Origin of the sequence: Azospirillum sp. B21 (assembly GCF_008364825.1) — a bacterium.
Classification (GTDB): Bacteria; Pseudomonadota; Alphaproteobacteria; order Azospirillales; family Azospirillaceae; genus Azospirillum.
Genome location: NZ_VTTO01000003.1, coordinates 321657 through 347800 on the forward strand (window position 1 = coordinate 321657; position 26144 = coordinate 347800).

A 26144-nucleotide genomic window follows, 5' to 3' on the forward strand; every position below is an offset into this window, starting at 1 on the left:
TCCCAACGGATGAGACGGCTTTTCCTGGCCCTGCTGTTCGCGGCACTGCTCGGCGGCGGCGGGTACTACTGGTATGAGACCCGCCATGCCGGGGGCCAGTCCCAGACCGCCAAGGCCGACGCGGCGCCGGCGGGAACTCGTGCGGTTCCGGTGGTGACCCAGAAGGTGGCGGTCCAGGCCGTGCCGGAGCAGATCGTCACCATCGGTAGCGTCCAGCCCATTGCCGCCATCGCCATCAAGGCCCGCGTCGACAGCGTCGTCGAGACGGTGAACTTCACCGAAGGGCAGGAGGTGAAGACGGGCGACACGCTGTTTACCCTCGACAGCCGGGCGCTGGAGGCCCAGTTGCGTCAGGCCCAGGCCAATCTCGAACGCGACCGCGCCAATCTGGAAAAAGCCAAGGGGGACGTGAAGCGCTATGCGGAGCTGGTGCGCACCAGCGCCATCTCCCGCACCACCTATGACGCCGCCGTCGCCACCGCCGATGCGCTGGAAGGCACGGTGAAGGCCGATCTCGCGGCAATCGAGGCGGCGAAGGTGTCGCTGAGCTTCACCCGCATCACCGCGCCGATGGATGGACGCACCGGCACGGTGAATGCCAAGGTCGGCACCATGGTCCGCGCCGCCGATACCAATCCGCTGGTCACCCTGACCCAGCTGCGGCCGATCAACGTCGCCTTCAACGTTCCGGAAAGGCACCTGCCGGCAATCCGCGGCGCGATCGCGACGGGTACGCTGCCGGTCACCGCCTCCATCGCCGGCAGCCGCGGCGAAACGGCGGAGGGCAGGCTGTCCTTCGTCGACAGCCAGGTCGACCAGCAGACCGGCACCATCCTGGTGAAGGGCGAATTCCCGAACGCCGACACCCGACTGTGGCCGGGCCAGTTCGTCGACACCGTGCTGACCCTACGGGTGGAGCCGAATGCCCTTACCATCCCCGATCTTGCGGTGCAGACCGGCCAGCGAGGCCGCTACGTCTATGTCGTCAAGGCCGACGAGACGGTGGAGGTCCGCCCGGTCACGGTCGAGCGCACCCATGGCGGCCTCAGCATCATCGCGTCCGGTCTGCAGGCCGGCGAGCGGGTGGTGGTCGATGGCCAATCGCGCCTCTCCCCCGGCGCCAAGGTGACCGAGCGTCCTGGCGGCAAGCCCGCCGGCGCAACTTCCGGCGAAACCGCCGAAGGTGACCGCCAGCAGGGTTCCGCCGCACAGGATGCGGCCGGCCGCAGCGTCCTGACCCAGGACAAGTCAGGCGGGGGTGCGACATGAACCTCTCCGAACTCTGCATCCGCCGTCCGGTGATGACCATTCTCCTGACGGCGGCGCTGGTTCTGGGCGGTCTGGCCGCCTATCGCCAGCTGCCCACCGCGGCGCTGCCGCGGGTGGATTTCCCGGTGGTCAGCGTCACTGCCACTTTGCCCGGCGCCTCGCCGGAGACGATGGCGGCCTCCGTCGCCAGCCCGCTGGAGCGGGAATTCTCCACCATCGCCGGCATCGACACGCTGACCTCCAACAGCACGCTCGGCAACACCAACATCACCATCCAGTTCGTGCTGGAGCGCGACATCGACGCGGCGGCGGCCGACGTGCAGGCGGCGATCGCCCGCACCCAGCGCCGGCTGCCGTCGGAGATGACCACGCCGCCCAGCTACCGCAAGGTGAACCCGGCCGACCAGCCGATCCTGTTCCTGTCGCTGAACTCACCGACCCTGCCGCTGGCGAGGCTGAACGACATCGCCGAAACGCTGATCCAGCCGAAGGTCGCGACCCTGCCGGGTGTGGCCCAGGTGCAGATCTACGGCTCGCAGAAATACGCCGTGCGGGTGCAGGTCGACCCCAACGCGCTGTCGCTCCGCGGCATCGGCATCGACGAATTGCAGAAGGCGCTGGCCGCCGCCAACGCCAACACCCCCGTCGGCACCCTGACCGGTCAACAGCAGCAGCTGGTGATCGCGGCCAACCCGCAGCTTCCCGACGCCGCCGCCTTCCGCGAGCTGATCGTCGCCTACCGCAACAACGCGCCGGTGCGGCTGGGCGACGTGGCGCAGGTGCTGGACAGCGTGGAGAACAACCGCACCGCCAGCTGGCTGAACGGCACGCGCAGCATCATGCTGGCGGTCCAGCGCCAGCCCGACGCCAACACGGTCGACGTGGTGGACCGGGTGCGCGAACTGGTGCCGGTCTTCCAGGCCCAGCTTCCGGCCTCCGCCGCGATCCAGATCGTCAACGACCGCTCGCAATCGATCCGTCAGGCGGTGGAGGACGTGCAGTTCACCCTTGCCCTGACCATCGTGCTGGTCGTGCTGGTGATCTTCCTGTTCCTGCGCCGGCTGTCCGCCACCTTGATCCCGGCGCTAGCCGTGCCGATTTCGCTGATCGCGACGGCGGGCGGCATGCACCTGATGGGGTTTTCGGTCGACAACATCTCGCTGATGGCGCTGACCTTGGCCGTCGGCCTCGTGGTGGACGACGCCATCGTGATGATGGAGAACATCGTCCGCTACGTCGAGGAAGGGATGAAGCCGTTCGAGGCCGCCATCAAGGGCTCGCGCGAGATCGGCTTCACAATTCTGTCGATAACCCTGTCGCTGGTCGCGGTGTTCATCCCGATCCTGCTGATGGGCGGCGTGGTCGGTCGGCTGTTCCATGAATTCGCGCTGGTCGTCACCATGGCCATCGCCGCGTCCGCCTTCGTGTCGCTGACGCTGACGCCGATGATGTGCTCCCGCTTTCTCGTCCACAATGCCCATGGCGAGAAGGAGGGTTGGTTCGGACGCGTGCTGGAGGGTGGGTTCTCGGCCCTGCTCAACGGCTATGCCCGCACGCTGCGCTGGACGCTGCGTCATCGGCCGCTGATGGGGTTGGTGATGATCGCCACCGTCGTTGGCACGGCGGTTCTCTATCAGGCGATCCCCAAGGGCTTCTTCCCGACCGAGGACATCGGCCAGATCCAGGTGACGACCGAGGCGCGGGCCGACATCGCCTTCCCGTCGATGGCCGAGCGGCAGCAGCAGGTCGCCGCCATCATGAAGGCCAATCCGGCGGTGGTGGACGTGATTTCCTCCGTCGGCGTCGGCGGCAGCACCGGCAACCAGGGCCGCATGTTCCTCACGCTGAAGCCGCGCGAGGAACGGCCTTCGGCGACCGAGGTGATCCAGCAGCTGCGCCGGCAGGTCAACGGCATTCCCGGTATGGCCGTCTACATGCAGCCGGTGCAGAACCTGCGCATCGGCGGCCGGGCGTCCAAGAGCCTGTATCAGTACACCATCCAGGGCCTCGACCTGGACGAGCTGTACCAGTGGTCGGGCCGGCTGGAGCAGACCCTGCACGGCATTCCCATCCTGCAGGATGTCACCAGTGACCTTCAGCTGAACAATCCGCAGGCCTATGTCCACATCGACCGCGAGAAGGCCGCGACTCTGGGCATCGGTGTCGATCAGGTGCGCTCGACTCTCTACAGCGCCTTCGGCCAGCGGCAGGTCTCGACCATCTACACCCCCAGCAACGACTATCAGGTGTTGATCGAGCTGGAGCCGAAATACCAGGGCGACGACAGTTCGCTGTCACGCATCTATGTCCGCTCCACCACATCGGGCAAGCTGGTGCCGCTCGACGCCTTCGCGCGGGTGGAGCGTACGGCCGGCCCGCTGGCGGTGGCGCATCAGGGCCAGCTTCCGGCGGTGACCCTCTCCTTCAACCTTGCGCCCGGCGCCTCGTTGGGACAGGCGGTGGACATGATCCGCGCGTCGGAGCGCGAGTTGGGCCTGCCGCCCACCATCACCACCGGCTTCGCCGGAACCGCCCAGGTGTTCCAGGATGCCCAGGCCGGTCAGGCGCTGCTGCTGTCGGCGGCGGTGCTGGTGATCTACATCGTGCTGGGCGTGCTCTACGAGAGCTTCGTCCACCCGTTGACCATCCTGTCCGGCCTGCCGTCGGCGGTGATCGGCGCGCTGGGCACGCTCATGCTGTTTGATACCGAACTGAGCATGATCGCCATCATCGGCATCCTGATGCTGATCGGCATCGTGAAGAAGAATGCGATCATGATGATCGACTTCGCGGTGGAGGCGCGCCGCAACGGCATGTCCGCGCATGACGCCATCGAGCAGGCCTGCATCCTGCGCTTCCGCCCGATCATGATGACCACCATGGCTGCCATCATGGGCACGCTGCCCATCGCCATCGCCCATGGTGCCGCAGCCGAATTGCGCCAGCCGCTGGGCCTCGCCGTCGTCGGCGGGCTGTGCGTGTCCCAGGTGCTGACGCTCTACATCACGCCCTCGCTCTACCTCTACATGGAAGATTTCGGCCGCTTCGTCGGCAACCTGTTCCACCGCGGCGGCAGGGCCGAACTGCCGCACGGCCCGATGCCGGCCGGCGGCGACGACTGAGCGCATGATCGTCCCACGTCATGATCGTCCCACGTGCAGAAGCATCTTGCGGGACGCGGGAAATGGCTTATCTTTAGGGACAGGCGTACCGGGGTGTCCAGACCCCGATACGCCCATCCGATCAGCGGTTCAGAAGATCAAGGCACGCCTTGATGATCTGCAACAGCAGGATCAGGAGTGTGAGGATTTTCTCCATCCTCTTCTCTCCCTTGGTGTGCGGCGGTGGCGGCCCATCCGCCACCCCGTCCGCACCCGGCCACTATAACCACATGGTTGCAGATGTGTGCGCTGGCTTGCGTTTTCGGCGCGCAAAATCCTGTGGATAATCGCGTGCTGGGACGAGGGCGTGCCGTATGCCGCCATCCGCGCATGAAAAAGGCCGCTGACGAAGCGGCCTTTTTGATTGTCATGTGAGAAACGCTTACCCGCGCGCGGTCATGCGCAGCGTCTCTTCCGCGGCGCGGATCAGGGCCATCGACTTGTTGACGGTCTCCTGATATTCGGCCTCGGGATCGCTGTCGGCGACCACACCGCCTCCGGCCTGGACATACATCATGCCGTCCTTCAGCACGGCGGTGCGCAGCGCGATGCAGGTGTCCATGGCTCCGGACGCGCCGAAATAGCCGATGCAGCCGGCATAGACGCCGCGGCGCGCCTTCTCCAACTCGTCGATGATCTCCATGGCGCGTACCTTCGGCGCGCCGGACACCGTGCCGGCCGGGAAGCCGGCGACCAGCGCGTCGAGCGCGTCGAACTTCGGATCCAGTTCGCCCTCGACGTTGGAGACGATGTGCATCACGTGGCTGTAGAGTTCCACGATCATCTTGGCCGTCACCTTGACGGTGCCGACCTTCGCCACCCGGCCGACATCGTTGCGGCCGAGGTCGAGCAGCATCAGATGCTCGGCCAGTTCCTTGGGATCGCTCAGCAGATCGGCGGCCAGCGCCTCGTCCTCCGCCGTGGTGGCGCCGCGCTTGCGGGTGCCGGCGATGGGGCGGACGGTGACCTTGCCGTCGCGCACGCGCACCAGGATTTCCGGGCTGGAGCCGACGATGGTGAGGTCGCCGAAGTCGCAGTGGAACAGGAAGGGCGACGGGTTCAGGCGGCGCAGCGTGCGGTACAGCGACAGCGGCGACGGCTTGAAGGGGAAGCGGATGCGCTGCGACGGCACGACCTGGAAGATGTCGCCGGCGCGGATGTACTCCTTCGCCCTCTCCACGATGGCGTGATACTCCTCGCGCGTCGTGTTGGAGGTCCAGGCCAGCGGCAGGCCGTTCTCGGTCCGCGGTTCGCGCCGGTAGGGCAGGGGGCGTTCCAGGTCGGCCAGCGCATCGGTCAGCCGTTCCCGCGCGTCGGCATAGGCCGTGGCGGCGTCCTTGCCGGCCTTCGGCCAGACCGGCGTCACCAGCGTGATCGAATCGGTGTGGCTGTCGAAGATGGCGACGATGCTGGGCCGCGTCAGGATGGCGTCGGGGATGTTCAGCTCGTCCGGATTGTTGTCCGGCAGCCGTTCCATCAGCCGCACCATGTCGTAGGTCATGTAGCCGAACAGCCCTGCGGCCATCGGCGGCAGTTCCTCCGGCAGTGGAATCCGGCTCTCGTTGATCAGCGCGCGCAGGGCGTCGAGCGGTGCGGCGCCTAGCGGCTGGAAGGCGTCGCGGTCATGCAGGGCGTCGCGATTGATCTCCGCCCTGTTGCCCCGCGACCGCCACACCACGTCCGGCTTGAAGCCGATCACCGAATAGCGGTCGCGCCGCGAGCCGGCCCCGCGCTCCGCCGATTCCAGCAGGAAGCCGAAGGGACGCCCGTCGGCCAGCTTCATATAGGCGGAGACCGGCGTCTCCAAGTCGCTGACCAGCGTGGTCCACACCACCTGCGGCCGACCGGCGGCGTATGCGGCGTCGAAGCTGGCGATATCGGGCTGGACCTTCACGGCACGAGACCTCTTGCTTGGCTGTCGGCTAAGCCGGAGCCTCAGTTGCTGGCGAAGAACTGGTCGATGCGCTGGCGGTAGATCTTCACTGGGTACTTGTCGCGCAGCGCGTTGGTGAACTCGGCCACCAGATCGCTTTCCAGCCCCTGTTCGACCGAGGCGCGGACCGGTGCCAGATCGGCGTCGGCAGCCTTGGGATCGGCGGGAATCACCTCTTTCAGGCGGGCGACGACCTGGGCGTCGGCGGTGTTGCCGCTGATCACCTCGTTCGGCTTGGCGGCGAACAGCTTGGCGACCATGTCGCCCGGCAGGCCCTGGACCGACTGGGCATCGCGGGTGAAGGGCGCCGTCATGGCGAAGCTGGCGCCGGCCTGGGTGGCGACGTCCTGCGCCGCCGCCTCAGCACCCTGCTTCAGGCGGGCGGCGATCTCCTCCGCCTTCTTGGCGGCGCGCTCGGCGCGTTGTTCCTGCTGCCAGTCGGCGATGACCTGATCGCGCACGTCGGCCAGCGGACGGACCGCAGCGGGGATCACGCTGTCGACGCGGACGGCGGTGAAGACGCTGCCCTCACCCTCGGTCAGGTTGGAGGTGGCGCCGGTCTTCAGTTGGAAGGCGCCGGGCAGCAGTGCCTTCAGGCTGGGCAGGTCCGGGGCGGCGTCCCTGCCGTCCGGCGCCTTGCCCGTGCTGTCGATGGCGGCGACCTTGGTCAGAGCCAGCCCCTGAGCCTGCGCCACCTCGTCCAGCGACGCGCCGCTGGCCAGCTGGTCTTCGACGCGGTTGGCGATGGAGAAGACGGAATCGAGCGCCTGCTCCTTCTTCAGATCGCTCGCCAGCTGGTCGCGCACATCCTCGAAGCTGCGGGTGGTCGCCGGGGTCACGCCGGTGACGGCCATGATGTGCCAGCCGAGCGAGCTTTTCACCGCGTCGGAGGTCTTGCCGGGTTCCAGCGCGAAAGCGGCGTCGCCGATTTCCGGCAGGTCGGCGCTGGCGATGTTGTCGAGCGTCACCGGCTCCTGGCCGGCGTCCTTGGCGGCTTCGGCCAACCCCTTGGCCTTGGCGGCTTCGGCGATCTGCTTCGCCTTCGCCTCGTCATCGACGACCAGCATCTGGACGGTGCGCTTTTCCGGCGCGCCGAACTCGCTCGCCCGCTCCTCATACGCCTTGCGCAGCTGGGCATCGTCGATCTTGATGTCCTTGGCCAGCACGTCGGGCGACAGGCGGGCGACGGTCAGCGACCGGTATTCCGGGGCGGTGAAGCGGACCTGATGGTCTTCATAGGCCTGCTTGATCGCCGCGTCGTCGGGCACCCCGACATCGCCGATTGCGGCGTTGGGCAGAGTCACGACCTCCGCCACGCGCTTTTCGCCGCGGAAGCGGTAGAGATCCTGCACCAGCGGCTGCGGCGGCGTCAGGCCGGCGGCGACGGCGCCGGCGACCAGCTGCCGCGCCGTCTCGCGCTGGATCATCGCGACATAGGCATCCTCGGTCAGTTGGGCGTTGCGCAGCGCTGAACGGAAGATGTTGGGATCGAACTGGCCCTGCTGGTTGCGGAAGGCCGGCTCGTCGGCGATGCGCAGCCGGACCACCTCCGGACCGACGGAAATTCCCATATCGGTCGCGGCGAGGTCGAACAGCGTGCGCTGGATCAGCGACTGCAGCGACTGGTCCAGAAGGCCGAAGCGCTTGGCCTGCTCGGTGGTCAGGGTGCCGCCCAGCATCGGGCGCAGCCGTTCCATCTGCCGGCGGAATTCCTGGTCCAGCGTCTGCTGCCCGATCTCCACCTTGCCGACTTCGGCGACGGTGGTGGGCGTGGAGGCACGGAACACGTCGCCGATGCCCCAAACGCCGAAGCTGAGGATCAACAGCACGAACAGGATCTTGACGACCCAGGAGCCGGCGAAATTGCGGATGAACTGGAGCATGGGACCCGAATCTAAGCGCGTCGTTCGGCCATCCGGCCGGGGCGGCGCATCATAGATAGGGTAGGGTGGGGCGGCAACAGCCCTTTTCCGCGCGGTCGATTTCCGCGAAGTGGACTTGCGGGCGGCCTTTTCGCACGGCAAAGCCCCGGCGCCGCATCGGATGCGGCGCCGGGGCTTTCGGCCGTTCAGGCCCGAAGCTTACTTCAGAGCGTCGCGGGCGGCATCCTTGGCGCCGCCGATCGTGTTCTGAACCTTGCCGGCGGCCTTGTCGGCTTGGCCCTCGGTCTCGGTCTTCTTGTCGCCGGTCAGCTTGCCGGCGGCTTCCTTGATCGAGCCTTTGGCGGAGCGGGCGGCGCCCTCGATGCGATCCTTGTCCATGGTGGCAACCTCCTGTGAATTGGTTATGCCTGGACAACAGACCGGAAGGAGAAAGGCTCCATTAAAATTAGTACACGAAAGGCGAGCCCGGGCGTGGCCGTCCCTCAGGCCCGGCGCGGCCCGTCGATACCGCGGCCGGCCGACCGGTCCGGCGCCGGGGCTGCGACAGGCATCGGGCCGCCGTTGCGGCGCCGCAGCGTGGCCAGTGTCAGCGCGTGATGGCTGATGCGGTTGCGGAACTCCGGGTCCACACGGCTGAAGGCGCTGTAGGCCAGTTGCCCGGCTGCCGCGGACCGGGTCCGTCGCGCATCCTGCAATGAGTCACGCAGGGTGCGCAGTTCCAGGATACCCGGTACGAAGGCCATTTCCACCGCTTCCGCCAGTATTTCGATGGAGCAGAGCGCGGCTTCGTCATCAAGCATGTTGGCGTCGGGCGGGCGATTGCCGGGCGGGAGGCTCATCGGCATGCCTTCGTCACGATGCTCAGGAACCGAGCAGGTCGAGAACCGCCGCCAAGCACCGGCGACGGGTTACGCAGTCGTCACAGCAGCCGGTCGCCTGGAGATGCTGCGGGCAGTGCTTGCGGCGCAGCGCCTCCAATCCCTGGCGCAACGCATGCTTCTTCGCGTCCGAGATCACATCGGTGGCCCGGATGGTCTCCAAAGCGTCCTGCATGGGATTGGATGCGTCTATGAACATTTCGCTATGCCTCCACTCCCGAAAAATCTATGCCGCGCCCACGGACAAGTCCATGAACAGCCTGTAATATTAGCGGTGCAAATTGAAACGAGCTGTGGCGCATTTCGCCGCGACGCAACGATTCGGTGTTTCGGGATCGGCACAAGCCATTGACGAGGGTCCGGGCGCGCCGCAGCATCGCCGCGACCGATCGATCGATTGACGGCGGCGATGCGGAGGATGGATGGAGCGGGCGGTGTGGCCGACGCTGGCCTTGTACGGAGCGGCGGCGCTGGCGGAAATCGCCGGCTGTTTCGCCTTCTGGGCCTGGGCGCGTCTGGATCGCAGCCCGTGGTGGACGCTGCCGGGCGTGGCCAGCCTGTGCCTGTTCGCCTGGCTGCTGACGTGGGCGGATGCGGATTTCGCCGGCCGCGCCTATGCGGCCTACGGTGGCGTCTACATCGCCGCGTCGCTGCTGTGGCTCTGGCTGGTCGAGGGAGCGCGGCCGGACCGCTGGGACGCGGGCGGCGCTCTGCTCTGTCTGGTCGGGGCGGCGATTATCCTCGCTGGTCCCCGCGCGGGCTGAGGGCGGGCGGGACCGGCCGGTTGACCGACCGCCGCAGGGCAGGGCCGTTCACCAGGACCAGACGACCCCCATCCACCTGCAGATACGCCCCGACGCGCACCCTGCCGCGCAGGATGTCGTCGTTGAGCATGATCTGCGCTTCGGCCAGGGACAGCGGGGTGCCCTGGTAGTATGCACGGCCGTCGGCATGGCGGATCTGGCTGAATGCGTTGGTCATGTCACGGTGCTCCCAATCCATATTCTTGAGCGGCGGACCGCCGGCTTTCCCGATGCGTCACGGCGGCAGCCATTGCCGATGCCGATATCGCACGAACGCCTGGAAGGTCCGGTTTATTCCTCCATCGAATGAACGCGGGCATCGAATGCACGCGGGTCGAAAGCCATTGGGGAGAGGCGCCTTGCAGCCTTTCCGGCCGACACGCTCCCATCCGCGAATATCCTGCGGGGAACACTGCCGCAGGTCCAGGTGCAAGTGGGCAATGCCACCGAATTGTCGCAGACCACACGCGCAAAAGCTGTAGTGGTGCGTCGCGCGGCGGTCGATTATTCCCGGGAACCGTACCGCGCATTGAACCATGTCAATCGCGCATCCGACTTCAACCGTTAGAGTGCGAATGCATCACGGTCCGGCGGTCACGCGAATGATCGGTATGCCGCAGCTTGGCCGAACGTTGGAAAAGTCGCCGATCGGGGTCATAATACCTCCGTCGGGCATTCGAATGATAATATGGGTTGCCCAATCCTGTTTCGGCAGGCCGGCAGTCAGAGACCTGCAGAGAAGACGGATCGTTTCGTGAACCTACAACCGGCGGATCAGATGAACGGCTCCGAAATCAGCGGTCCCGGCGGCGATGCTTCCGCCCGGGAAGGCGGTGCCACCGCCCTGCCGCGCGATCCGGCCTTCCTGGCTTCGTTGGCCGAGAGCCTGCTGGCCTCCAATCCGCTCGACCGTGGCGGGGCGGTGCTGGTTTATGTCGACCGTGACTGCGTGCTCCGCCATGCCGATCCGCGGTTCGCCGCCGTGCTGGATGCCGATCCGGCGGATCTCGTCGGCCACCCGCTTGCCGACTTCGATCATCCGACGATCGCAGCGCTGACGACGGCCATTGCGACGGTCGGCCAGTCGCCGTCGCGGTCTTCGGCGCCGCTCGATTGCCTGACGGCCGGCTGCGACGGCCGCCGTTCGATTCTCAGCGGCAGCGTGCTGGCCCACCGCGACGCCGCGGGCGAGACGGTGGGGTATCTCGGCACCTTCCACCAGACCGGCGATCCCGACCGCATCGCGGAGTTCGTGACCTGCCGCGACACCTTCATCGCGACCCTGCTGGACGCCGCGGTGGACGGCATCATCGTGTCCGACCGTAGCGGCATCATCCGCTCCATCAATCGCGCCTGCTGCCAGCTGTTCGGGTACGAGGAGGGCGAGCTGCTCGGGCGGAACATGACCATCCTGATGCCGCCGCCCTTCTCGCGCGACCACAACCGCTACATCGACACCTATATGAAGACGGACCGGGCCAAGATCATCGGCATCGGCCGCGACACGCTGGGCCAGCGCAAGGACGGCACCGTCTTCCCTATTCATCTCAGCGTCGGTCAGGCGCGGCTGGGGGAGGAGGCGACCTTCGTCGGCATCATCCGCGACATCTCCGAACGTCTGGCCGCCGAACAGCGCGCGACATATCTGGCGCGGCACGACCCGCTGACCGGCGTCCTCACCCGAACCGCCTTCCTGGAGGACTGCGAGGCGCTGTTCGCCGGCCACGGCACCGCGGACGGCGGAGCGGCGGGCGAGGGGCTGTTCGCGCTCTTCTCCCTCGATGTCGATCAGTTCAGCGACGTGAACGAGGCCTTCGGCTTCCATGTCGGCGACGCCGCGCTGAAGGCCATGGTCAGCCGGGTGATGGAGGTTCTGCCGCCCAACACCATCGTCTGCCGCATCGCCGCCGATGAATTTGCAGCGCTGTCACGGGTGACCGACGGCGAGCATGCGCGGACGCTGGCCGGGGTTCTGCACGACCGGCTGACCGCCTCCATCTATGCCGACCGCCATTGGGTGCGGCTGCGCCTGTCGGTTGGGGCGGCGGTACAGGACGATTCGGTCAGCACATTGGAGGATCTGAACGCCAAGGCGAAGCTGGCCCTGCAGGCGGTGCAGCACAATGGCGGCAACGCGGTCTGCTTCTACACGCCGGAAATGGCGGCGGCGGCGACGCGGCGGATGATGCTGACCATGCATCTGACCCACGCCATCGAACGCAACGAGTTGCATCTGGTCTATCAGCCCATCGTGGACTGCCATGGCGGCGTCCGGTCGGCGGAGGCGCTGCTGCGCTGGACCCACCATGCGCTGGGACCGGTCTCGCCGGCGGAGTTCATCCCGGTGGCGGAGGAAAGCGGGCTGATCGTCCCCATCACCGACTGGGTGCTGTCCACCGCCATCGCCCAGATGTCGCGGTGGGAGGAGGAGGGGGTGCTGCCCGACCGCGTGTTCCTCAACATCTCCGGTCAGCAGTTCCTGCGCGGCAATCTGACGCTACGGCTGGAGGAACTGTTGGGCCGCCATCCGTCGCTGCGCAGCCATCTGGGGCTGGAGATCACCGAACAGGCGGCGGTGCGCGATCTGAAGGTCGCGGTGCGCACGCTGGGGGAGCTTGCCGACCTCGGCATCCAGGCGGCCATCGACGATTTCGGCTCAGGCTATTCCTCGCTCAGCTACGTGCAGCAGTTGCCGGTGGCGAAGCTGAAGATCGACCGCGCCTTCATCATCGACGTTCCGGACAACCCGAAGAACAACGCGCTGGTCCGCGCCGCAGTCGGCATGGCGCACGGCCTGGGCCTGACCACCGTCGCCGAGGGGGTGGAGACGGCGGAGCAGCGCGATTTCCTGGTGTCGGTCGGCTGCGACATGATGCAGGGCTATTTCTTCGGTCGGCCGATGGCGCCGGACGCGCTGGCCGACATGCTGCGGTCACAGGCGATGCAGGCCGCCCCCTCCTTCGGGTAAATCCCGCCTCGACAGCATCAGCTGCAACTGATATCCATTCTCACGACCTTGAGAGTCATTCGCAGTCCGGGAGTGAGGAATGTTCATCGATAAGTTCGCCGGGATCGCTTTCGCCGTCGGTGCCTTGACCGCCGTCTCCGTCCAGGCCCAGGAAGTGAATATCTACAACTCGCGACATTATAATACCGACCGCGTCATCTATGAGACCTTCACGAAGTCGACCGGCATCAAGGTCAATATCATCGAAGGCAACCACGACGAATTGATCCAACGGATGAAGTCGGAGGGCGCCAGCAGCCCGGCCGACCTGTTCATCACCGTGGACGCCGGCCGTCTGGCCGCCGCGGCGAAGGAAGGGCTGCTGGCTCCGGTCGCCTCGCCCACGCTCGACGCCATCAAGGTCCCGGCCAACCTGCGCGATCCGAACGGCGCCTGGTGGGGCCTGTCCAGCCGCGCCCGCATCGTCGTCTACGCCCGCGACCGGGTGAAGCCGGAGCAGGTCAAGAACTACGAAGACCTCGCCAAGCCGGAGTGGAAGGGCCGCGTCCTGACCCGCAGCGGCACCCATCCCTACAGCCTGGCCCTGACCGCCTCGATCATCGAAGCACAGGGCGAGGAGAAGACCGAGGAGTGGGTGAAAGGGCTGGTCGCCAATCTCGCCCGTCCGCCGCAGGGCGGCGATACCGACCAGATCCGGGCGGTTGCCGTGGGCGAGGGCGACGTCGCCATCGCCAACACCTATTACGTCGGCAAGCTGATCACCTCGGCCAAGCAGGAGGACCGCGAGGTCGCCTCCAAAATCGGCGTGATCTTCCCCAACCAGGACAACCGCGGCACCCATGTGAACCTCAGCGGCGCCGGCGTGGTGAAGACCTCCAAGAACCAGGAGAACGCCCGCAAGCTGCTGGAATATCTGCTGAGCCCTGAGGCGCAGCGGCTGTTTGCCGACGGCAACATGGAATATCCGGTGAACCCGGCGGTCCAGCCGCATCCGGAACTGGTGAAGCTCGGCAGCTTCAAGGCCGCCGACGTCAACGCCGCCGCGTTCGCCGCCTACACCCCGCAGGCGCTGCGCATCATGGACCGTGCCGGCTGGAAGTAAGATGACCGACGCCCCGTTCACCGCGAATTCGTCCGCCCCCTCTCCTTCGTCTGTCGTCCTGACGGGCATCACCCACCGCTACGGGCCGCTGACCGCCGTCGACGACGTGTCGCTGTCGGTCGCCCCGCGGGAGGTGGTCTGCATCGTCGGTCCGTCGGGCTGCGGCAAATCGACCCTGCTGCGCCTGATCAGCGGATTGGAGACGGTCCAGGCCGGCACGATCACGGTGGACGGGGTGCCGCTCGCGACCGCCGACCGCTCCCTGCCGCCGGAAAAGCGGCCGGTCGGCATGATGTTCCAGGATTTCGCGCTGTTCCCGCACCTGACCGTCGCGGGCAACATCGCCTTCGGCCAGACCGACCGCCCGCGCGCAGAGCGCAAGCGCCGGGTGGCCGAACTGCTCGAAACCATGGCGCTGACCCGCTACGCCGACGCCTACCCGCACACCCTGTCGGGCGGGCAGCAGCAGCGGGTGGCGCTGGCCCGTGCCATGGCGCGCGACCCCAAGGTGCTTCTGCTTGACGAACCCTTCTCCGCCCTCGACGAGCAGCTTCGCCGTTCGGTTCGGGAAGAGGTGGTGCGGATCATCCGCGCCAGCGGCATCGCCACCATCGTCGTCACCCACGACCCGGAAGAGGCGATGGAGATGGGCAACCGCGTGGTGGTGATGGAAGCCGGGCGGATCGTCCAGGCCGACACGCCGGTGAACCTCTACCAGCGCCCGGCCAACAGCTTCGTCGCCCGCCTGTTCGGCGAGGTCAACCGCTTCGAATCGACGGTGCGCGACGGCCAGATCGTCACGCCGCTCGGCCGCATCCAGGCGCCGCACCTGCCCGGTGGGACCAGGGTGGAGGTCGCCTGCCGCGTCGAGGATCTGGAATTGGTGCCGTTGGGCGCCCGCCCGGACGCGGTGCCGGTCCGCGTCCGCCATTCCAGCTTCCTTGGTCCGGCGACGCGGGTGTGCCTGGATTTGCCGGGCGGTGTGTCGGAAATCCACGCCCGCCTGCCTGGGCATGTGGACGTGCGGGCCGGCGAGGAGTTGTCGGCTGCGATGGCGGCCGAGCGGGTGATGGTGTTTCCGGCGGAGTGAGGTGGCGAGGGTAGACCCCCACCTAACCTCCCCCGCTGGGCGGGGGGGGGACTGCCGCTGCTTTATCAAACACGCACTTGATCCCCTCCCCCGCCCAGCGGGGGAGGATTAGGGTGGGGGCAATCGGTGCAAGCCCCTCCTCAAGCCCCCGCACGCACCTCATCCTCGCCGAACTGCAGCCGGCACAGCCGCGCATAGGCGCCGTCGGCGGCCAGCAGCGCCTCGTGGGTGCCCTGTTCGATGATGCGACCGCCTTCCATCACCACGATTCGGTCGGCATTGCGCACGGTCGCCAGCCGGTGGGCGATCACCAGCGTCGTACGCCCCTCCGTCAACCGCTCCAGCGCCGCCTGCACCAAGCGTTCGGACTCGCTGTCCAGCGCGCTGGTCGCCTCGTCCAGCAGCAGGATCGGCGCGTCCTTCAGGAAGGCGCGGGCCAGTGCCAGCCGCTGGCGTTCGCCGCCCGACAGCTTCACGCCGCGGTCGCCGATCACCGTGTCGTAGCCCTCCGGCAGTTTCGAGACGAAATCATGGGCGGCGGCGGCCTTGGCGGCGGCGACGATCTCCTCCATTCCGGCATCCAGCCGGCCGAAGCCGATGTTCGCCCGTACCGTGTCGTTGAACAGCACGGTGTCCTGGCTGACGATCGACACCGCACCGCGCAGGCTGCGCAGGGTGGCGCCGCGAACGTCTTGGCCGTCGACCAGCACCTCGCCGCCCGTCACGTCGTAGAGGCGCGGGATCAGGTTGAAGACGGTCGATTTGCCGGCGCCGCTGCGCCCGACCAGCGCCACCGTGCTGCCGGCCGGCACGTCGAGGTCGATGCCCTTCAGCGTGTCGGCCCCGGCCTCATAGGAGAAGCGGACGCCGCGCAGGGCGACCGCGCCCTCGGTCACCGCCAGCTGCTTGGCGTCGGGCCGCTCCAGGATGGTCGGCTGCTGGTCCAGCAGTTCGAAGATGCGCTGGGCGGCGGCCAGCCCCTCCTGCAGGGCGGCGTTCAGCGTGCCGATGGCGCGCACCGGCTGGGCCGCCATCAGCAGCGCGCCGACAAAGCCGGAAAAGGCGCCGACGGACCCCTCGCCCATCGTCATGCGGTAGCCGGCGAACGCGATGACGCCCGCCACCGCGACGCCGCCCAGCACCTCCATCATCGGGTCGATGCGCGAGCGGGCGCGCACCGCCTTCATGGTCAGCTGGTAGTTCTCGTGAAAGGCGCGGCCGGCGCGTGCGCGTTCGTAATCCTCCAGATTGTAGGTCTTGACCATGCGCGCGCCCGACAGGCTTTCGGTCAGCAGCGAGGTCATGTCGCCCATCTGCGCCTGGGTATCGCGCGACACGCGGCGCAGGCGCTTGCCGATGCGCACGATCGGCACCGCGGCGATGGGATAGATGATGAAGACGATCAGCGACAGGAACCAGTCGAGATAGAACATCGATCCGACCAGCGCGATCACCGTCAGGATGTCGCGCACCAAACCGGTCAGCGTGCGGGTCAGCGCATTCCGGATCAGGTCGACGTCGTTGATGAAGCGCGAGGTCAGCGCCCCGGTCGGGGTGGCGTGCAGTTGGGCCATGTCGGCGGTCTGCAGATGCGTGAACATCGACAGGCGGACGTCGGCGATGACGCGCTGGACGATGTCGCTGGTCACCACGGTCTGGGAGTAGAGCGACGTTCCCTTGATCACCGTCACCGCGACGATCGCCAGGGGGATCGCCAGCAGCATGCCGCGGTCCTGGGCGGAGAACATGGCATAGGACTGGTCGATCAGCAGCGGATAGGCGCCGGTGGTCGCCGCCACCACCGCCATCAGCAGGAAGGACAGCATCAGCTTGCCGCGGTAGGGCCGCACCCACTCGCGCCACATCCGCGCCACCAGCCGTTCGGTCGCCGCATCCAGGCGCAGGGGCTTGCCGCTCTTGTTCGTCACGGTCGCATCCGATCTCTTGTCCGTTGCGGATGGCTTAGCCCATGGGCTTCGGCTTTGTCCACCGGTCGGCGCGGCAACCCAGGCTGCGGTTTCAAGCTCCCTTCAAAGCAGTCGTGGCGGGTGTCGGATTATCGGCATCGCGGATGCCCATGCCGCCAGGGAGATCCCAAGCGACAGAAAGCGGCCGGACTGGAGCTTTGCAAACGGAAAGAGCCCGCTCTGCGACAACCGCCCGGTTGCCGCATCCGGGGATATGGGGCGGGGAGCGCGTCCTGCCGCAACTGCACGACGCGCCCGCCCCTTCGCGACCGGCCCGCGAAAATCGATACGCGAGCCGGTGCGCGGATAGCCGGTCAGCCTCTACCGGCCTGTCTTAGTGATCGATGGCCGTGCCAAGCGCCGCACCGCCCAGGCCGCCGATCACGGCGCCGCGGGTGCCGTCCACCGCGTAACCGCCGGCCGCGCCGGCCGCACCGCCGACCACGCCGCCAGTCGAGCAGGCGGAGAGGGAAAGAAGCGCGAACACCGCACCGATCAGACGCAAACGGGACATCTTGCAACCCTCCTCGTGTTGACTGTTCGATGTCTAAACACGCGGAAGGGCATTTTGCTTCCATCGCCTCCTGATCTTTTGGTTCTGACTCTTTCGGGGGGAACCTCTTAACCCCACAAGCGTTGACCGGACTTTGACCATGCAACGTTGATATGGGGGAACGACCATGCGGCGCATCACCAACCGCCTGCGCGCAACCGCCATCGCCGCCACGGCGGCCTTGTCCCTGGCCGCCTGCCAGACCGGCAACAGCGGCGGCATCGGCGGGATGAACACCACGGAGACCGTCGGCACGCTGGGTGGCGCCGTTGCCGGCGGCCTGCTCGGTTCGCGCTTCGGCGGCGGAGCCGGCAAGTTGGCGACCACGGCCATCGGCACGCTGCTCGGCGCCTATGCCGGCCAGCAGCTGGCCCGCCAGTTCACCCCGGCCGACCAGAACCGGGCGTCCGACGCCGAGGAGCGTGCGGTCGCCAACAACCAGACCATCACCTGGAACAACCCGCAATCCGGCAACAGCGGCACCATCCAACCGGTGCGCACCTATCAGGGCAGCAGCGGCCAGACCTGCCGCGACTACAACCACACCGTGGTGATCGATGGCAAGACCGAGGTCGCGCGCGGCACCGCCTGCCGGCAGGCTGACGGAAGCTGGAAGCTGGTGTCGTAAGCGTACAGCCTTTCCGAACGACCGCCTCCGGCTTCTACGCCTTGCGGATGTGCAGGGTTGCCGTCAAAATCAAGGAGTTCCGCCAGGGGGCGGCCTGATGCCAACGGCGTGTGGGGCATATGGAGGCGGTCAGCTACATCATTCTCATCGGGTCCACGCTGCTGATCGTCAGCGTGCTGACCAGCTACCTCGCCTTGCGCATCGGCGCTCCCCTGCTTCTGATCTTCCTCGGCATCGGCCTGCTGGCGGGGGAGGACGGCATCGGCCACATCGCCTTCAACGATGCCGGCTCCGCCTTCCTGATCGGGTCGATGGCGCTGGCCGTGATCCTGTTCGAAAGCGGATTCGACACCAAGCTCGCCAGCTATCGCGCCGCCGCCTGGCCGGCCATGACGCTGGCGACCGTCGGCGTCGCCGTGACCACCGGCGTCGTCGGGCTGGCCGCCCATTACCTGATGAATTTGGGGTGGTGGGAGGCGCTGCTGGTCGGCGCCGCCTGCAGCTCCACCGACGCGGCGGCGGTCTTCTTCCTGCTGCGGGTCGGTGGCATCACTTTGCGCGACCGCGTGCGTTCGACGCTGGAGATCGAATCGGGCAGCAACGACCCGGTCGCCATCATGCTGACCATCCTGCTGGTGGAGGCGGCGACCCATGGTCTGGCATCGCCCGCCGCCATCGTCGGCGAATTGGTGCTGGCCTTCGCGCTGGGCGGGGTGATGGGGCTGGCCGGCGGCTGGCTGCTGGTGGCCTTCATCAACAAGGCGAATTTCGAGACCGGGCTGAACCCGGTGGTGACGCTCACCTTCGCCCTGTTCATCTTCGCCGCCACCAACGTGCTGGGCGGCAGCGGCTATCTGGCCGTCTATGCCGCCGGGCTCTATGCCGGGAACGTCAAGCTGCGCGGCGCGCTGGAACTGCGGCGCTTCCATTCCGGCCTGACCTGGCTCAGCCAGATCGTCATGTTCGTCATGCTGGGCCTGCTCGCCACCCCGCGGGAGTTCGCGGGCATGCTGCTGCCTGCCCTGGGGGTGGCGCTGGTGCTGATCGTCGTCGCCCGGCCGCTGGCGGTGTGGATGTGCCTGCTGCCCTTCCGCTTCTCGGTGCGGGAGACCAGCTTCATCGCCTGGGTCGGCCTGCGCGGCGCGGTGTCGCTCCTGCTGGCGCTGGTTCCGGTGCTGGGCGGGTTGGAGAACGGGCAGCTGATCTTCAACACGGCCTTCGTCGTCGTGGTCGTCTCGCTGCTGGTGCAGGGCTGGACCATCGGCAGCATGGCCCGCCTGCTGGAACTGATCGTCCCGCCCCGCCGCGGCCCGGTGGAGCGCGTGGAGCTGGAGCTTCCCGGCAATGCCGACCAGGAGCTTGTCGCCTACACCGTCCATGGCAAAAGCCCGGCGGCGCGTGGGCAGCGCATGCCGCGCTGGGCCAAGCCGTCGCTGGTCATCCGCGCCGGCGCGGTGGTGCCGCTGCACAAGGCCAAGCCGCTGCAGCCCGGTGACCATGTCTATCTGTTCACGCCGCAGCATCGCCTGCCGCTGATCGACAAGCTCTATGGCGGCAGCCGCGCGCTCGACCAGTCCGACCGCGAGTTCTACGGCGATCTGGTGCTGAGCCCCGATGCGACGGTGGAGCAGATCGCCGAGATGTATGGCCTGCCGCTGTCGCTGCCCAACGCCCGGCTGACGCTGAGCGACCTGCTGCGCAACGAGTTCGGCGGATCCTGCGAGTTGGGCGACCGGGTGCGCATGGGCGGCGTCGAGCTGATCGTTCGCGACATGGACGAGAACACCATCACCTCGGTCGGGCTGGCGCTGGAGCCCGTCCGCGTCACCAGCCGGCGCCGGCCGCTCTACCAGCGCTTCGCCGACATCCATGGGCGGTTGCGCGGCTGGTGGAACGAGCACGCCTTCCGCCGCTGGAAGGAGCGCGAGAGGCTGCGGGCCCGGCGCCTGCCAGCACCTCCGCCTGTGGCGGAGCAACCGCGGGAGGACCGGGTGGAAAGCCGCAACGAGGCGTGAGGGCGGCTACCCGCGATGGCCTGGGCGCGACGAGGCGATGGTGCGGCTCAGATAGATGACGGGGGCGAGGCCGACGAGAACGATCACCAGGGCGGGCAGGGCGGCGTCGTCCAGCCGCTCGGTGGAGGCCATGCGGAAGGCTTCGATCGCCAGCGTGTCGAAGTTGAAGGGCCGCAGGATCATCGTCGCCGGCAGCTCCTTGGTGATGTCGACGAACACCAGCATGGCGGCGCTGAGAAGGCTGGGGCGCAGCAGCGGCAGATGGACCCGGCGCAGCACCTGCAGCGGCGTATGGCCGAGCGAGCGGGCCGCCCCCTCCAGATTTGGGCCGATCTTGGCGAAGCCGGATTCGAGCGGCCCATAGGCCACCACGAAGAAGCGGATCAGATAGCCGTAGAGGATGCCGGCGATGGTGGCGCCGAGGATGGCGCCGACCGGCCAGCCGGTCCAGTCGCGGGTCAGCCCGACGGTGATCAGGATGCCCACCGCGATCACCGTGCCCGGTGTGGCATAGCCGAGCGAGGCGAGGCGCGCGGCGCCGGTGGCAAGCCCGCTGCGGTCGTGGCGCACGCCATGGATCACCATCAGCGCCACGACGACGACCAGCGCGGCACCGCTGGCGCCGAGGATGAAGGTGTTGACCGTCAGGTCGGTGAAGCGGGCGAGCGTCAACTCCGTGCCGCCGCGCAGGATCATGCGGATCAGCACCGCGCCCGGCAGCAGGAAGCCGAACAGCACCGGTGTCAGGCAGACGATCCAGGCCACCACCGTGCCGCGGGCCGACAGGCGCGGGGCGGGCAGGGCGCGGTAGCGGCCGGTGGTCTGGTGGAAGCGCATCTTCCCGCGCGACAGCCGCTCCAGCCCGACCAGAGCCAGCACAACCAGCAGAAGCACGGCGGCCAACTGCGCCGCTGCGGCCGGGTCGCCGAGCGCAAACCAGGTGCGGTAGATGCCGACGGTGAAGGTGTCGATGCCGAAGTAGCGCACCGCGCCGAAATCGGCCAGCGTCTCCATCAGCGCATAGCCGACGCCGGCCACCAGCGCCGGCCGCGCCAGCGGCAGCGCCACGCGGCGGAAGGCGCCGAACTGGGTGCAGCCCAGCGTCCGGCTGGCCTCCAGCACGCAGACAGACTGCTCGAGGAAAGCGGCGCGGGTCAGCACATAGACATAAGGGTACAGCACCGACGACAGCACCAGCCCGGCGCCCCAGGCGGTGTGGATCTCCGGGAACCAATAGTCGCCGCGGCGCCAGCCGAAGGTGGCGCGCAGGAAGGACTGCAGCGGCCCGGCGAATTGCAGGAAGTCGGTGTAGGTGTAGGCCAGCACATAGGCCGGCATGGCCAACGGCAACAGAAGCAGCCATTGCAGCACCCCGCGTCCGCGGAAGTCATGCATGGTGACGGTCCAGGCGCATGCCACGCCGGTCACCAGCGTGACGACGCCGACGATTCCCAGCAGGATCAGGGTGTTGAGGATGTAGCCGGGAAGCACCGTCCGCGCCATGTGTCCCCACAGATCGGTGGAGACGCCGCCCGCCTGGACGAAGACGGCGAGGATCGGCAAGGCGATCAGCAATGCGAGGACCAGGGAGAACAGCCCGGTCGGACCGACCCGCGACCACAATCGGCGAGGGGATAAGGACGGGGAGCCGGGGGACTTCGCGTCGGTCGCCATCGCCATGCGGAAACATCCTCGCAGTGTTCAAAAAGAAGGCGGCGCTTGCTCCCTGGTAGGGGGGCAAACGCCGCCGGTACTCTAGCCTATATGCGAACCGTTATCAGCTGGCTTCGGCGGCGCGCTGGTGACGCTTGCGCTCGTTCGGATCGAGGTAGCGCTTGCGCAGGCGGATGGACTTGGGCGTGACTTCCACCAGCTCGTCGTCGGAGATGTAGGACAGCGCCTTTTCCAGGGTCATCTGGATCGGCGGAGTCAGGCGGACCGCCTCGTCCTTGCTGGTGGTGCGGATGTTCGTCAGCTGCTTGCCCTTGATGACATTGACCTCGAGGTCGTTACCGCGGGTGTGCTCGCCGATGATCATGCCCTGATAGACCGGAACGCCCGGATCGATCAGCATCGGGCCGCGATCCTCAAGGTTCCACAGCGCGTACGCCACCGCGGTGCCGTCGCTGTTGGAGATCAGGACGCCGGTGCGGCGGGCCGCGATGGCGCCCTTGAACGGGGCGTAGCCGTGGAACAGGCGGTTCATGATGCCGGTGCCGCGGGTGTCGGTCAGGAACTCGCCCTGATAGCCGATCAGGCCGCGCGACGGGGCGTGGAAGACGATGCGGGTCTTGTTGCCGCCGCTGGGACGCATCTCGATGAGGTCGGCCTTGCGCTCCGACATCTTCTGGACGACGGTGCCCGAGAACTCCTCGTCGACGTCGACGACGACTTCCTCGATCGGCTCCAGGCGCTGGCCGTTCAGCGGGTCGGTCTTGAACAGCACGCGCGGACGGCTGATCGCCAGCTCGTAGCCCTCGCGGCGCATGGTCTCGATCAGGATGCCCAGCTGCAGTTCGCCACGGCCGGCCACCTCGAAGGCATCGCCGCCCTCGGTGTCGGAGATGCGCAGCGCCACGTTGCCTTCCGCTTCGCGGAACAGGCGGTCGCGGATCATGCGGCTGGTGACCTTGTCGCCCTCGCGGCCGGCCAGCGGGCTGTCGTTGACCGAGAAGGTCATCGCCAGGGTCGGCGGGTCGATCGGCTGCGCGGCCAGCGGCTCGGCGACTTCCGGCGCGCAGATGGTGTCGGCCACGGTGGTGTTGGTCATGCCGGCCAGCGCGACGATATCGCCGGCATGCGCCTCGTCCACCGGAACGCGCTCCAGGCCGCGGAAGGCCAGCACCTTGCTGATGCGGGCATTCTCGACCAGCTTGCCGTCGCGGCTCAGCGACTTGACGGCCATGTTGACCTTGACCGAACCGGTCAGGATGCGGCCGGTCAGGATACGGCCCAGATACGGGTTCGCCTCCAGCGTGGTCGCCAGCATGCTGAAGGGCAGGTCTTCCTCGACCTTCGGGGCGGGGACATGGTCGCGGATCAGCTCGAACAGCGGGGTCAGCGTCTCGCGGGCGCCGTTCTCCAGGTCCGTGGTCGCCCAGCCGTTGCGGCCCGAGGCGAACAGGGTCGGGAAGTCCAGCTGCTCGTTCGAGGCGTCGAGCGAGGCGAACAGGTCGAAGACCTCGTCATGCACCTCGTGCGGACGGCCGTCGGGACGGTCCACCTTGTTGATGACGACGATCGGGCGCAGGCCCAGCTTCAGCGCCTTGCCCAGCACGAACTTGGTCTGCGGCAGCGGGCCTTCGGCCGCGTCGCAGAGCAGGACGACGCCGTCGACCATGGAGAGGATGCGCTCCACCTCGCCACCGAAATCGGCGTGGCCCGGGGTGTCGACGATGTTGATGCGCAGGTCGTTCCACAGGACCGACGTGCACTTGGCCAGAATAGTGATGCCGCGCTCGCGCTCCAGGTCGTTGGAGTCCATGGCGCGTTCGGCCACCTGCTGGTTCTCGCGGAACGAGCCGGCTTGCTTGAGAAGTTGATCGACCAGCGTGGTCTTGCCGTGGTCGACGTGTGCGATGATGGCGACGTTACGGAGATTCATGGAGCCTTCGGTCTCGCAATGGCACCCCCGACACGCAGCAGCGTCATGCCACAAACAACAAAAAGGCCCGACGAAGATTAATCCGTGGGCGCTGTCGGGGAAACTGTTGCGGCGCAATATATGGGACTGCGGCCAAAACGCAAGTCCCGTGCCCTTTGGTCTAACGCGAATTTCCGGGATGGAGCCATGCGTGGTCGCAGCCTACATTGTGGGCGATGATCCGCTTCGCTTCCGCTTCCCGCCGCAGGATGGCCGCCGCAACCCGGATTGCAGCCGCGCCCTTCAAGGCCCCCGTCGCCGTTCCTCTGGTCGCCGCCCTGCTGCTGCTGGGGCCGTCCGGCACCGGCCGCGCCCAGGATTCGCCGGCCGACGGCATTCCCGGCGCCCAGCCCGCCCCCGACGCTCCAGCGGAGGAGGAGGTGCGGCCGGCCGGCATCCGCTACGAGGTCGAGATCACCGGCGTCGAGGATGACGGGCTGCGCGGCACGCTCAACGACGCCTCGACGCTGGTGGAGTTGAAGGGGGATACACCGCCTTCGCTGATCGGGCTGGAGCGGCGGGCGGACAGCGACCGCGACCGGTTGCAGACGGCGCTGCGCTCCGCCGGCTATTACGACGCCCGGCTGGACATCCGCATCGAGGATCCGGCGGCCACCGGCACCTTGCCTGCGGGTGGGGAAGCTCCGCCGGTCAAGGTCACGGTCGCGGTGACGCCGGGTCCGCTCTACCACTTCAAGACGGTGACGGTGCGCGGCGCCAACGGGGGGACACTGCCGGGGGAGGTCGCGACCGACGACCTCGGCCTCGCCGCCGGGTCGCCGGCGGTGGCGCAGCGGGTGCTGGATGCCGAATCGGAACTGGTCGGCCGGCTCGCCAAACGTGGCTACGCCTTCGCCAAGGCTGCCGACCGCGAGGTGGTGGTCGATCATTCCGACCGGACGATGGACGTCGCCTACACCGTCGATCCCGGCCCGCTGACCCGCTACGGCGCCACCCGCATCGAAGGGCTGGAGAAGGTCGAAGAGGATCTGGTGCGCGGGCGGCTGGCCTGGACGGAGGGGCAGGTCTACGACCCCGGCGCCACCGACCGGGCGCGGCAGGACATCGCGGCATTGCAGGTCTTCGACACCGTCCGTGTGCGGATGGCGGACGAGCCGGGGCCGGACGGCGTGACGCCGGTGATCGTCACGGTGGGCGAGCGCAAGCGCCGCTTCATCGGCGGTGGCGTCACCTTCTCCACCGAGGACGGGCTTGGCACCAATGCTTATTGGGGCCACCGCAACCTGTTCGGCGGGGCGGAGCAACTGCGCCTCGGCGTCGATGTCGGGCGAGTCGCCGGATCCTCCGGCGGCAGTTCAAGCACCGGCAACGACCTGCCGGACCTGCGTTTCAGCGTGAATTTCCGCAAGCCCGACTTCCTGGCGGTCAAACAGTCGCTGGTGGTCAATTTCGCCGTGGTCAACGACCAGCCGCCGGCCTACAGCCGCGTCGCCTCGGAACTGACGGTCAAGCTCGAACGGCCGCTGACCGACCAGTTGACCGTCAGCTACGGCGTGACCGGCGAGCGCGGCCGGGTGAAGACCGAGGACACCACCTACCAGACCGCCTTCATCGGCGTGCCGCTGGGCGCCGCCTGGAACGGCACCGACAATCTGCTGAACCCCACCTCCGGCCAGCGGGCCTCGCTGCAGGTGACGCCGTGGTTCCCGATCGGCGGGGACACCAAGTCGCCTTTCACCTCGATCCTGCTGAACGGCTCCACCTATTACGATCTCGGCAACGATGGGCGCTATGTCGCCGCGGCGCGGATCGGGTTGGGCAGCATCCTGGGCACCTCGCTGACCGACATCCCGCCCGACCATCGGTTCTATGCCGGCGGCGGCGGGTCGGTGCGCGGCTACGGCTTCCAGAAGGCGGGGCCGCGCGACCGCTACGACGACCCTGTCGGCGGCCGGTCGCTGTTCGAAATCGGGGCGGAACTGCGCATCAAGGTGACGGAGAGCATCGGCGTCGTTCCCTTCGTCGATGCCGGCACGGTCTATGATTCGGCCTATCCCGATTTCAGCGAGCCGCTGCGCGTCGGCGCCGGCCTCGGCCTGCGCTACTACACCGACTTCGGTCCCCTGCGCGTGGACGTCGGCATACCCCTCAACCCGGCGAGCGGCGACGCGCGCTGGCAGCTGTATCTCAGCCTGGGGCAGGCATTTTAAACGTCCCTCTCCCGGGGCGGGAGAGGGCTTGAAGCGGACGGCCCAAAATCGTCCCAATCGTTCGAGACGATGACCGTCTA

At 67.6% G+C, this 26144-nt stretch carries 19 protein-coding genes; 9 read left to right on the forward strand and 10 right to left on the reverse strand.

Annotation, left to right across the window (positions count from 1 at the left end):
* Positions 1–9: 9 nt before the first annotated feature.
* Positions 10–1269, forward strand: coding sequence for an efflux RND transporter periplasmic adaptor subunit (locus FZ983_RS09725; protein WP_149223355.1), 1260 nt, complete (start codon positions 10–12; stop codon positions 1267–1269).
* On the forward strand, positions 1266–4391 hold the full coding sequence (locus FZ983_RS09730) for an efflux RND transporter permease subunit (protein ID WP_149223356.1): 3126 nt from the start codon (positions 1266–1268) through the stop codon (positions 4389–4391). The genes FZ983_RS09725 and FZ983_RS09730 overlap by 4 nt, the downstream gene beginning before the upstream one ends.
* A gap of 421 nt (positions 4392–4812) precedes the next feature.
* On the opposite strand, the gene trpE is transcribed toward FZ983_RS09730, so the two are convergent.
* From trpE to FZ983_RS09755, 5 genes are all read right to left on the reverse strand, one after another.
* Complete coding sequence (trpE, locus tag FZ983_RS09735; protein WP_149223357.1) at positions 4813–6324, reverse strand: anthranilate synthase component I; 1512 nt, start codon at positions 6322–6324, stop codon at positions 4813–4815.
* A gap of 41 nt (positions 6325–6365) precedes the next feature.
* Positions 6366–8246 carry a peptidylprolyl isomerase gene (locus FZ983_RS09740; RefSeq protein ID WP_149223358.1) on the reverse strand — a complete coding sequence of 627 codons (1881 nt, stop codon included), beginning with the start codon at positions 8244–8246 and terminating at the stop codon, positions 6366–6368.
* A gap of 198 nt (positions 8247–8444) precedes the next feature.
* On the reverse strand, positions 8445–8624 hold the full coding sequence (locus tag FZ983_RS09745; protein WP_149223359.1) for a CsbD family protein: 180 nt from the start codon (positions 8622–8624) through the stop codon (positions 8445–8447).
* A 104-nt stretch (positions 8625–8728) separates the two neighbouring features.
* Positions 8729–9085, reverse strand: coding sequence for a hypothetical protein (locus FZ983_RS09750; protein ID WP_149223360.1), 357 nt, complete (start codon positions 9083–9085; stop codon positions 8729–8731).
* 22 nt (positions 9086–9107) lie between these two features.
* A complete protein-coding gene (locus tag FZ983_RS09755) occupies positions 9108–9323 on the reverse strand; it encodes a hypothetical protein (RefSeq protein WP_149223361.1) in 216 nt (71 codons plus the stop codon).
* A gap of 223 nt (positions 9324–9546) precedes the next feature.
* Here FZ983_RS09755 and FZ983_RS09760 point away from each other — a divergent pair, with 223 nt between their 5' ends.
* Positions 9547–9888 carry a YnfA family protein gene (locus FZ983_RS09760; RefSeq protein WP_149223362.1) on the forward strand — a complete coding sequence of 114 codons (342 nt, stop codon included), beginning with the start codon at positions 9547–9549 and terminating at the stop codon, positions 9886–9888.
* On the opposite strand, the gene FZ983_RS09765 is transcribed toward FZ983_RS09760, so the two are convergent.
* Positions 9860–10105, reverse strand: coding sequence for a hypothetical protein (locus FZ983_RS09765; RefSeq protein ID WP_149223363.1), 246 nt, complete (start codon positions 10103–10105; stop codon positions 9860–9862). The genes FZ983_RS09760 and FZ983_RS09765 overlap by 29 nt on opposite strands.
* Before the next feature lie 600 nt (positions 10106–10705).
* Here FZ983_RS09765 and FZ983_RS09770 point away from each other — a divergent pair.
* The 3 genes from FZ983_RS09770 to FZ983_RS09780 all read left to right on the forward strand — a co-directional run bounded on the left by FZ983_RS09770 (position 10706) and on the right by FZ983_RS09780 (position 15087).
* Positions 10706–12895, forward strand: coding sequence for a bifunctional diguanylate cyclase/phosphodiesterase (locus FZ983_RS09770; RefSeq protein ID WP_149223364.1), 2190 nt, complete (start codon positions 10706–10708; stop codon positions 12893–12895).
* Positions 12896–12974: 79 nt separating this feature from the next.
* Entirely contained in the window at positions 12975–13997 is a 1023-nt protein-coding gene (locus FZ983_RS09775) for a Fe(3+) ABC transporter substrate-binding protein (RefSeq protein ID WP_149223365.1), read from the forward strand.
* A gap of 1 nt (position 13998) precedes the next feature.
* Complete coding sequence (locus tag FZ983_RS09780; protein WP_149223366.1) at positions 13999–15087, forward strand: ABC transporter ATP-binding protein; 1089 nt, start codon at positions 13999–14001, stop codon at positions 15085–15087.
* Positions 15088–15227: 140 nt separating this feature from the next.
* On the opposite strand, the gene FZ983_RS09785 is transcribed toward FZ983_RS09780, so the two are convergent.
* Positions 15228–17015 (reverse strand): ABC transporter transmembrane domain-containing protein, encoded by a 1788-nt coding sequence (locus FZ983_RS09785; RefSeq protein ID WP_149223367.1) that lies wholly within the window; start codon positions 17013–17015, stop codon positions 15228–15230.
* A 373-nt stretch (positions 17016–17388) separates the two neighbouring features.
* Entirely contained in the window at positions 17389–17568 is a 180-nt protein-coding gene (locus FZ983_RS09790; RefSeq protein ID WP_149223368.1) for a hypothetical protein, read from the reverse strand.
* Between the two features lie 166 nt (positions 17569–17734).
* Here FZ983_RS09790 and FZ983_RS09795 point away from each other — a divergent pair, with 166 nt between their 5' ends.
* On the forward strand, positions 17735–18235 hold the full coding sequence (locus tag FZ983_RS09795; RefSeq protein ID WP_149223369.1) for an RT0821/Lpp0805 family surface protein: 501 nt from the start codon (positions 17735–17737) through the stop codon (positions 18233–18235).
* Between the two features lie 119 nt (positions 18236–18354).
* Positions 18355–20250, forward strand: coding sequence for a potassium/proton antiporter (locus tag FZ983_RS09800; protein WP_149223370.1), 1896 nt, complete (start codon positions 18355–18357; stop codon positions 20248–20250).
* Between the two features lie 6 nt (positions 20251–20256).
* Here the strand turns inward: FZ983_RS09800 and FZ983_RS09805 are convergent, their stop codons facing one another.
* Together FZ983_RS09805 and typA are read right to left on the reverse strand one after the other, a co-directional pair.
* Positions 20257–21930 (reverse strand): iron ABC transporter permease, encoded by a 1674-nt coding sequence (locus FZ983_RS09805; protein WP_149223371.1) that lies wholly within the window; start codon positions 21928–21930, stop codon positions 20257–20259.
* A 97-nt stretch (positions 21931–22027) separates the two neighbouring features.
* Positions 22028–23854, reverse strand: coding sequence for a translational GTPase TypA (gene typA / locus FZ983_RS09810; protein WP_149223372.1), 1827 nt, complete (start codon positions 23852–23854; stop codon positions 22028–22030).
* Positions 23855–24102: 248 nt separating this feature from the next.
* On the opposite strand from typA, the gene FZ983_RS09815 reads away from it, so the two are divergent.
* Positions 24103–26064, forward strand: coding sequence for an autotransporter assembly complex family protein (locus tag FZ983_RS09815; protein WP_149223373.1), 1962 nt, complete (start codon positions 24103–24105; stop codon positions 26062–26064).
* Positions 26065–26144: the final 80 nt, after the last annotated feature.

Excerpts from the sequence above, each read along its gene's own strand:
- FZ983_RS09725 (WP_149223355.1), top strand. The coding sequence starts at position 10 with ATGAGACGGCTTTTCCTGGCCCTGCTGTTCGCGGCACTGCTCGGCGGC.
- FZ983_RS09730 (WP_149223356.1), top strand. The coding sequence starts at position 1,266 with ATGAACCTCTCCGAACTCTGCATCCGCCGTCCGGTGATGACCATTCTC.
- FZ983_RS09740 (WP_149223358.1), bottom strand. The coding sequence starts at position 8,246 with ATGCTCCAGTTCATCCGCAATTTCGCCGGCTCCTGGGTCGTCAAGATC.
- FZ983_RS09745 (WP_149223359.1), bottom strand. The coding sequence starts at position 8,624 with ATGGACAAGGATCGCATCGAGGGCGCCGCCCGCTCCGCCAAAGGCTCG.
- FZ983_RS09750 (WP_149223360.1), bottom strand. The coding sequence starts at position 9,085 with ATGAGCCTCCCGCCCGGCAATCGCCCGCCCGACGCCAACATGCTTGAT.
- FZ983_RS09755 (WP_149223361.1), bottom strand. The coding sequence starts at position 9,323 with ATGTTCATAGACGCATCCAATCCCATGCAGGACGCTTTGGAGACCATC.
- FZ983_RS09760 (WP_149223362.1), top strand. The coding sequence starts at position 9,547 with ATGGAGCGGGCGGTGTGGCCGACGCTGGCCTTGTACGGAGCGGCGGCG.
- FZ983_RS09765 (WP_149223363.1), bottom strand. The coding sequence starts at position 10,105 with ATGACCAACGCATTCAGCCAGATCCGCCATGCCGACGGCCGTGCATAC.
- FZ983_RS09770 (WP_149223364.1), top strand. The coding sequence starts at position 10,706 with ATGAACGGCTCCGAAATCAGCGGTCCCGGCGGCGATGCTTCCGCCCGG.
- FZ983_RS09775 (WP_149223365.1), top strand. The coding sequence starts at position 12,975 with ATGTTCATCGATAAGTTCGCCGGGATCGCTTTCGCCGTCGGTGCCTTG.
- FZ983_RS09780 (WP_149223366.1), top strand. The coding sequence starts at position 13,999 with ATGACCGACGCCCCGTTCACCGCGAATTCGTCCGCCCCCTCTCCTTCG.
- FZ983_RS09790 (WP_149223368.1), bottom strand. The coding sequence starts at position 17,568 with ATGTCCCGTTTGCGTCTGATCGGTGCGGTGTTCGCGCTTCTTTCCCTC.
- FZ983_RS09795 (WP_149223369.1), top strand. The coding sequence starts at position 17,735 with ATGCGGCGCATCACCAACCGCCTGCGCGCAACCGCCATCGCCGCCACG.
- FZ983_RS09800 (WP_149223370.1), top strand. The coding sequence starts at position 18,355 with ATGGAGGCGGTCAGCTACATCATTCTCATCGGGTCCACGCTGCTGATC.
- FZ983_RS09805 (WP_149223371.1), bottom strand. The coding sequence starts at position 21,930 with ATGGCGATGGCGACCGACGCGAAGTCCCCCGGCTCCCCGTCCTTATCC.
- typA (WP_149223372.1), bottom strand. The coding sequence starts at position 23,854 with ATGAATCTCCGTAACGTCGCCATCATCGCACACGTCGACCACGGCAAG.
- FZ983_RS09815 (WP_149223373.1), top strand. The coding sequence starts at position 24,103 with ATGGCCGCCGCAACCCGGATTGCAGCCGCGCCCTTCAAGGCCCCCGTC.